The sequence below is a fragment of the Polaromonas sp. genome, from assembly GCF_049790275.1.
Classification (GTDB): Bacteria; Pseudomonadota; Gammaproteobacteria; order Burkholderiales; family Burkholderiaceae_C; genus Polaromonas.
In genome coordinates this window covers 25,696-32,658 of the sequence record NZ_JBAQYR010000063.1, presented here as the reverse complement: position 1 = coordinate 32,658, position 6,963 = coordinate 25,696, and the positions used below count along the sequence as shown (strand labels likewise).

Here is a 6,963-nt window from a genome sequence, read left to right as displayed (position 1 = left end):
TGTGCGCGCCATGCCCGAGGCAGTATGCGGGTTTTTCTCGGCGCAGATCGATGCGGAGCAAAATCAACTGCATGGATGACATTGTTCGACAGGCCATTGCCAAATGGCCCAACGTGCCTCACTGCTTCGGCTGGCTGGGCCTGGACGCGCGCGGCAACTGGTACATGCGCGATGACAAGGCCCAGGCCGCAGGCTCCTTTGCCGGCGGCCCGGCAGCCGGCAAGGGATCACTCCTCAAACACGACAAACTGATCGACTTCATTGCCCGCAACTACGAAAGCGACCCGGCCGGCCAGTGGTTTTTCCAGAACGGCCCGCAACGCGTATACGTTGAGCTCGAAGCGACCCCATGGGTCTGGCGCATCGGCGATGCACCTGATTTTTCGGTAACGGCGCATACCGGCCGGCCCGCCCGCGTGCAGCGCTGCATTCTCGATGAACATGGCCGTGCCTATCTGGAAACCGATCTGGGTTTCGGGTTGGTGCACACCCAGGACATGGTGCAGGCATCTGACGCGATCGAGCAGGGCCTGTGGGTGCCCATGGAGATGGCGACGAGCGACTTGCCGCGTCATTTTGCCTATGTGCGCAGTCCGTCAGCGGAACGGGAAACATCGGCGTGATGCTATCGATTTAGGAGTTTCTTGCGTCCATCCCTTAAGGGATGGAGCGTGATTTCGTATAAAAAAAGCCGGTCACTGACCGGCTTTTTTGAGGGTGTGCAGAGGCCAGTTTACTTGGCAGCACTGACCATGAATTCGACCGCCGCGCGGATATCCGCGTCAGTGGCGGAAGAGCCTCCTTTGGGTGGCATGGCATTTTTGCCCTTGATCACACTGGCAGTCAGTGCGTCCATGCCGGTTTTGATGCGTGGTGCCCAGGCAGTCTTGTCGCCAAACTTGGGCGCCCCTGCGACGCTTGCAGCATGGCAGGCGACGCAGGTTTGTTTGTACAGGGCTTCGCCGGCACCGGCTTTGGGCGCGGCGGACGGGGCTGGGGTTGCGGCCACCGCAACAGGCGCTGTGGTTTGAGCTGCCACTGCGGCTGCAGGTGCGGCTTGCGCAGCGGGCTCTGCAGCGCTGGCCTGCACGGCTGCTTTTTGCGGTTCGGCGAATTTCGCACCTGCGGCATTGGCCATGTGGACCACGGCCCTGCCGATTTCGACATCGTCAAAATCGCCACCACCTTGCGGGCTCATGGCGTTTTTGCCCTTGAGGGCGGAGTTCCACAGCGCTTCGAAACCGGTTTTGATGCGTGGCGCCCAGGCGGTTGCGTCGCCAAACTTGGGCGCTCCGGCTGCCCCGGTAGCGTGGCAAGCGGCGCATTGCGCTGTATATACTTCGCTGCCGGCTTTCAGTGGGCGGTTGGCATCGCGGATTTCAACCATGCCCACTTTCTGGATGCGCTGTGCAACGGCCTTTTCAAGATCGCCCGTGCCGGCAGCGGGTTTGTTGTCAGAGGTGACGAAATAAACCAACGCAATGATGGCAAAAATAGGGACGACAAAAGAAAAGAAAACGGCAAGCAGGAGCTGCTTGGGTGTTTTGATGGGGCCTGAGTGGTCTTCTTCGTGGGCCGTCGTGTGATCGTTTGCGCTCATGGCTTCCTCAAAAAACTGAAAATCGGTAACTAAAGCAACTCATATTCGACAACCTTTGATTATAGCCGCGGCCCCTGTAAACCCCGGACACGGCCCATCCGGCTGATAGAATCGAAGACTTCCACAGGGGCGGCGCTCACGGCGACTGCTCCTTGGGGGTTTCTGCATGCTGCAAAGCGCGCAGATCCCTTGTTTCAGCGTTGCGGCTGTAGCTCAGTGGATAGAGTATTGGCCTCCGAAGCCAAGGGTCGTGGGTTCGATCCCCGCCAGCCGCACCACATCTGTTTTCAGTCGGTCATGTCTGTCCCCGGCCACGCATGAATCCGTGTCCCATGAGCTGGAGTGAAACATGAACGCCGAGTCAGACGGTCACGCACTTTTTGCAGGCCAGCTGGGCTTCGGTTTCGACGACGCTGCGCCCATCGCGCCCGCGCCCGTTCCGGTCCGAACCCGCAAAGGCCGAATCGTTCCTCCTGCTCCCGCATCGGAGCCGCTCACACCGGAAGCCATGGCGCTGGTGCTGGAGCGGCATGCCGATTACCGCGTCCTGCGGCGCTTGCCGGTGGTGACGCAGTTTGCGCACCAGCCCGCGGGGCCTGTGACGCGTGTGCTGATCCTGGACACTGAGACCACTGGCCTGGATCCTTCGCGTGACCGCATCATGGAACTCGCCTTGCTGCGGGTTGATGTGGACAATGCCACGGGACTGCCTGTCGGCAAGGTCGAGGTGTATGACGGGCTGGAAGACCCCGGCATGCCGATTCCCCGGGAAGTGCAGGACCTCACCGGCATCAGCGACGCGATGGTGCGCGGCCACAAGCTCGACGAGCCGCGCGTGCTGACCATGCTCGCCGAGTCAGACCTGGTGATCGCCCACAATGCCGACTTTGACCGCCCCTTTGTGGAAGCCCGTCTGGCGCAGTTTGCGCAATTTTCTTGGGCTTGCTCCTTTGCCGATCTGGACTGGAAGAAGGAAGGCCGCGGTTCGGCCAAGCTCACCCTTCTGGCGCTGGAGCTGGGCTGGTTTTACGACGCGCACCGTGCCGAGATGGACTGCCACGCGTTGCTGGCGGTTCTGGCCAGCGCGCTTCCGCTGTCCGGGCAGACGGGTCTCGGACAACTGCTTTCTGTCGCAGCCCGCCCCAGCTATCGGCTGCAGGCAACCGCCGCACCATTTGATGCCAAGGACTTGCTCAAAGCGCGGGGCTACCGCTGGGATGGTGCCCACAAGGTGTGGCATACCCGCCTCGGCGACGAGGCCCAGCTTCAGGCCGAATGCGAATGGCTCAAGGTGACGGTTTATGCCCACCGTCCTGCAAGCATCCAGGTGGAATGTTTCGATGCGGGCAACCGGTATTCGCTGCGTCCGGGCCGGGTCGAATCACGGGCGCTATAACCGGCTATCCGGCTGTGTTCTGGTCACGCTGCCAGGTGATGCAGCGGTTGTTGGCCGGCATGGCGCAGTCTTCCAGCAGCTGCAAGCCGGCCTGGGTGGCCAGGTCAAGGACTGCCTCAAAATCACGCAAACCGCTTTCGGGGTTGCCGGCGCGCAGCATGGCGTCGAAACCGGCATTGCTCTCGCTGGTGAAACGGCCGCCGTAGTTGAAAGGTCCATACACCGTCAGCAGGCCGCCAGGCGGCATGTGCCGGCCCAGTTCCATGAACAGGCGCTGCACTTGGGGCCAGCCCATGATGTGCAGGGTGTTGGCACTGAAGACTGCATCGAATGTCACAGTCGGCCAGTCTTGGCGTAGGTCGAGCGGCAAGGGGGCGGGGGTGTTCGGCAGCCCGGCCTCGTCGAGCCAGAGCTGAATTCCCGGCAGTCTGTCTGCGATGTCCGAGGTTTGCCAGCGCAGCCAGGGCAGCGCGCGGGCGAAATATACCGCGTGCTGGCCGGTGCCGCTGCCGATTTCGAGCACCGAATGCCGGTCGGCAAAACGATCGCGCAGAATGGCCAGAATGGGTTCGCGGTTCCGTTCGGTGGCGGGGGCGTGGGGTTTGTCCATGACAACCCGATTGTCGCCGCCCGGGAACTGTCACGTGCGGAGGCTGTCGAATACACAGGACCGGGTATGGCGCACCATGCAACCTGCTGCGACCAGCGGCTCGGAGACAACAAAGGAACTGCCATGCGAATAGCCAGAATTTTTCCCTTGCTGGCCATCAGCCTGTTATTGCTCGGTGCCTGCGCGCTCCATCCTTTCAGCGCCGTCAGCCCTGGCATGACCCGCGAAGAGGTGATCGCGCGCGTAGGCCAGCCCGGCGCCGTCGTGGCCATCCCTCAGGGCACACGCCTGCAGTATTCCGGCCAGCCCACCGGGCAGTTTGCTTTCATGGTGGACCTTGATGCCGGTGGTCGCGTGTTCAGTGCGCGGCAGGTTCTCACCGCCAGGGACTTCGCGCGCATAGAGCCGGGCAAATGGACGCGTGATGATGTGTTGCGCGAATTCGGGCGGCCTGCGCTGGTTGATCGGGTGGCCTCGTGGCCGGGCGACGTCCTGACTTACCGCTGGTATGACCTGCAGGACCTTTTCTACTGGGTCTATCTGGACGGCAACCAGGTGGTGCAAAGAGCCCACCCGGGCATGGAATTCCGCAATGATCCGAACGACCGGGATTGAGTGCCGGGGCTTCAGGTGTTTTTCAGCTGCAGGGCGGCGTCGTACAACTCATTGCGTGATGCTCCGGTGATGTCGGCCGCGAGTTTGACCGCAGTTTTGAGCGGCAGCTCGGCCAGCAGCAATTGCAGCACGCGGTGGCCGTCGTCCTTGGCCTTGGCCTCTTCGCCCGGATGCAGCACCAGCACAAATTCACCACGCGTGCGCTGGCTGCCCGCGGCCAGCCAGGCGCCCAGGTCTTGCGCGGCCACGGTGGTGATTTCTTCAAACTGCTTGGTCAGCTCGCGGCCGACGGTGACGCGCCGGCTGCCAAGCGGGGCCAGGGCGCGGGCGAGGGCTTCAATGCGGTGTGGTGCTTCGAGGATGACCACAGCACGCGGGTCTGCCTGCAGCGCCAGCACGGCCTGGTCCCGCTCCAGCGCCTTCGAAGGCAGGAAACCGGTAAACACAAAACCCGATCCGCCGTTGATGCCCGCCACGCTCAGGGCAGTGGTCACGCTGCTGGCGCCGGGCAGGGGGAGGATGCCCAGCCCGGCGGCGCGCACGGCTGCCACCAGCCGAGCACCGGGGTCGCTGACCGCGGGCGTACCGGCGTCGCTGACATAGGCGACGCGCTCGCCGCGCCGCAGCCGCTCAATCACGAGCTGCGCCGCCTCTTCCTCGTTGTGTTCGTGTACCGCGAGCAGGGGCTTGTCGATGCCGTACTGGCGCAGCATGGTCTGGGTATGGCGGGTATCTTCGCAGGCGATGGCATGCACCAGCTGCAACACATGCAGCGCCCGCAGGGTGATGTCCGACAGGTTGCCGATGGGTGTGGCCACCACATACAGCGCCGCTTCGGGATAATGCTGCATGCCTGCCGCAGCGCGCGCCGCGGGGAGTGCCAGGTCAAAGGAAGCGTTCAATGTGGTTTTCCAGAAAACAGGTTGCAAAGGAGCCCGCCGCTGCCGGCGCCGCCGCGGTGGTGCCCGGCCAGATTACCACCAAGCGCCTGGGCGACGCCGCCGAATCGCTGGCGCTGGCGCATCTGGTGCGCGCGGGGATGAAGCTGGTTGATACCAATTATCGAACCCCGGGCCGCGGCGGCGGCGAGGTGGACCTGATCATGCGGGCGCCGGACGGCACGCTGGTGTTTGTCGAGGTGCGCCAGCGCAAGGGCGATGGGCACGGCGGCGCGGCTGCCAGCGTCGGCCTTGTCAAGCAGCGGCGGATCATCTTTGCGGCGCGCCATTACCTGATGCGCTTCGCCAGCATGCCGCCCTGCCGATTTGATGTGGTCACGGTGCAGGGCCGGATGGATGCGCCGGAAACTGCAGTGATCGAGTGGCTGCGCGGTGCTTTTGACGCGGACTGAGGCGCTTGTGGATGGCTGTTTCATCCCCATTTGTAACCATGCATTGCGCCTGGCGGGCCTGAAGGGCTGCCAGGCACGGAACGAAAATTTGACCCGGTATCATTGACCCATGCTCGAACAACGCATTGAACAGCACTTTATCGACAGCGCCGACCTGAAGTACCAGGCCGCGCAAATCCTTTCCAAACCGATTGCCGCGGCCGTGCAGGCCATCCTGGCCAGTGTGACCAGCGGCGGCAAGGTGCTGGCCTGTGGCAATGGCGGCTCGGCGGCGGATGCCCAGCACTTTGCGGCCGAATTTGTCGGGCGTTTTGAGCGCGAGCGGCCCGAACTCGGCGCGATTGCGCTGACCACCGACAGCTCCATCCTCACGGCAATTGCCAACGACTACGATTTCAGCGTGATTTTTTCCAAGCAGGTGCGGGCATTGGGCGGCGCCGGCGACGTGCTGCTGGCGCTGAGCACCAGCGGCAACTCGGCCAACGTGCTGGCGGCCATCGAGGCGGCGCACGAGCGCGAGATGACCGTCGTGGCGCTGACCGGCAGGAGCGGCGGGAAAATGGCCGCCGCGCTCCGCGAGACCGACGTGCACATCTGTGTGCCGCACGAGCGCACGGCACGCATTCAGGAAGTTCATCTGCTGGCCCTTCACTGTATTTGTGATGGCGTGGATGCCCAGTTACTTGGTGACCAGGAGAACACTTAAATGACAGTCAAAGCAACGCGCAATCCGTCGGCCATTTTCAGGCGAGTGCTGCTGGCCGCCTGCGCCGCAGCGACCCTGGGCAGCAGCCTCACCGCCTGTTTCCCGCTGGTGGCCGGGGGCGCGCTGGCCGGAGGCGCGCTGGTCGCCACCGACCGCCGTACCTCGGGCGCGCAACTTGAAGACGAAGGCATCGAGCTGCGTTCCATGAGCCGGCTGCGCGACCAGATCGGCAGCCGGGCCCGGGTCAGCGTGACCAGCTACAACCGCCAGGTGCTGCTGACCGGCGAGGTGCTGAACGAGCAGGACAAAAAACTGGTCGAACAGGTTGTTTCCCGGGTGGAAAACGTGTCCTCCGTGGTCAACGAGCTGGCCATCATCAACAGCCCGACGCTGGTTCAGCGGTCCTCCGACGTGTTGATCACCGGCCAGGTCAAGGCTTTGCTCATTGATGCCAAAGACCTGTATGTCAACGCCTTCAAGGTGGTCACCGAGCGCGGTACCGTTTACCTGATGGGACGCGTGACGCAGCGGGAAGCCGATCGTGCGACGGACATCGTTCGTGGTGCGCGTGGTGTGCAGAAAGTGGTGCGCATTCTTGAGATCATCAGCGAAGACGAACTGCAGAGCCTGAAGCCGCAGCAGTCCCAGCAGCCCGCTAGCGCGCCCGCAGCGGTCAAATAGTTCG

General features: G+C 63.2%; 9 protein-coding genes and 1 tRNA gene. 7 read left to right on the top strand and 3 right to left on the bottom strand.

Annotated features, from left to right (window positions below; translation table 11 throughout):
* The first annotated feature begins 71 nt into the window (after nt 1-71).
* Entirely contained in the window at nt 72-623 is a 552-nt protein-coding gene (locus tag WA904_RS09115) for a DUF2946 family protein (RefSeq protein ID WP_425196805.1), read from the top strand.
* Between the two features lie 110 nt (nt 624-733).
* Here the strand turns inward: WA904_RS09115 and WA904_RS09110 are convergent, their stop codons facing one another.
* A complete protein-coding gene (locus tag WA904_RS09110; protein WP_425196804.1) occupies nt 734-1,600 on the bottom strand; it encodes a c-type cytochrome in 867 nt (288 codons plus the stop codon).
* Nucleotides 1,601-1,802: 202 nt separating this feature from the next.
* Between WA904_RS09110 and WA904_RS09105 the strand changes: the two genes are divergently transcribed.
* Nucleotides 1,803-1,878: transfer RNA gene (locus tag WA904_RS09105), tRNA-Arg, on the top strand.
* Between the two features lie 71 nt (nt 1,879-1,949).
* Nucleotides 1,950-2,996, top strand: a complete 1,047-nt coding sequence (locus WA904_RS09100; RefSeq protein ID WP_425196803.1) for a 3'-5' exonuclease — start codon at nt 1,950-1,952, stop codon at nt 2,994-2,996.
* 4 nt (nt 2,997-3,000) lie between these two features.
* Here the strand turns inward: WA904_RS09100 and WA904_RS09095 are convergent, their stop codons facing one another.
* Nucleotides 3,001-3,606 carry a DUF938 domain-containing protein gene (locus tag WA904_RS09095; RefSeq protein ID WP_425196802.1) on the bottom strand — a complete coding sequence of 202 codons (606 nt, stop codon included), beginning with the start codon at nt 3,604-3,606 and terminating at the stop codon, nt 3,001-3,003.
* Between the two features lie 123 nt (nt 3,607-3,729).
* Here WA904_RS09095 and WA904_RS09090 point away from each other — a divergent pair, with 123 nt between their 5' ends.
* Entirely contained in the window at nt 3,730-4,221 is a 492-nt protein-coding gene (locus WA904_RS09090) for a hypothetical protein (RefSeq protein ID WP_425196801.1), read from the top strand.
* 11 nt (nt 4,222-4,232) lie between these two features.
* Here the strand turns inward: WA904_RS09090 and rsmI are convergent, their stop codons facing one another.
* Nucleotides 4,233-5,072, bottom strand: coding sequence for a 16S rRNA (cytidine(1402)-2'-O)-methyltransferase (gene rsmI / locus WA904_RS09085; protein ID WP_425196806.1), 840 nt, complete (start codon nt 5,070-5,072; stop codon nt 4,233-4,235).
* A gap of 50 nt (nt 5,073-5,122) precedes the next feature.
* On the opposite strand from rsmI, the gene WA904_RS09080 reads away from it, so the two are divergent.
* The 3 genes from WA904_RS09080 to WA904_RS09070 all read left to right on the top strand — a co-directional run bounded on the left by WA904_RS09080 (nt 5,123) and on the right by WA904_RS09070 (nt 6,959).
* Nucleotides 5,123-5,572 (top strand): YraN family protein, encoded by a 450-nt coding sequence (locus WA904_RS09080; RefSeq protein WP_425196800.1) that lies wholly within the window; start codon nt 5,123-5,125, stop codon nt 5,570-5,572.
* A 109-nt stretch (nt 5,573-5,681) separates the two neighbouring features.
* On the top strand, nt 5,682-6,278 hold the full coding sequence (locus tag WA904_RS09075; protein WP_425196799.1) for a phosphoheptose isomerase: 597 nt from the start codon (nt 5,682-5,684) through the stop codon (nt 6,276-6,278).
* Complete coding sequence (locus tag WA904_RS09070; RefSeq protein ID WP_425196798.1) at nt 6,279-6,959, top strand: BON domain-containing protein; 681 nt, start codon at nt 6,279-6,281, stop codon at nt 6,957-6,959.
* Nucleotides 6,960-6,963 lie beyond the last annotated feature (4 nt).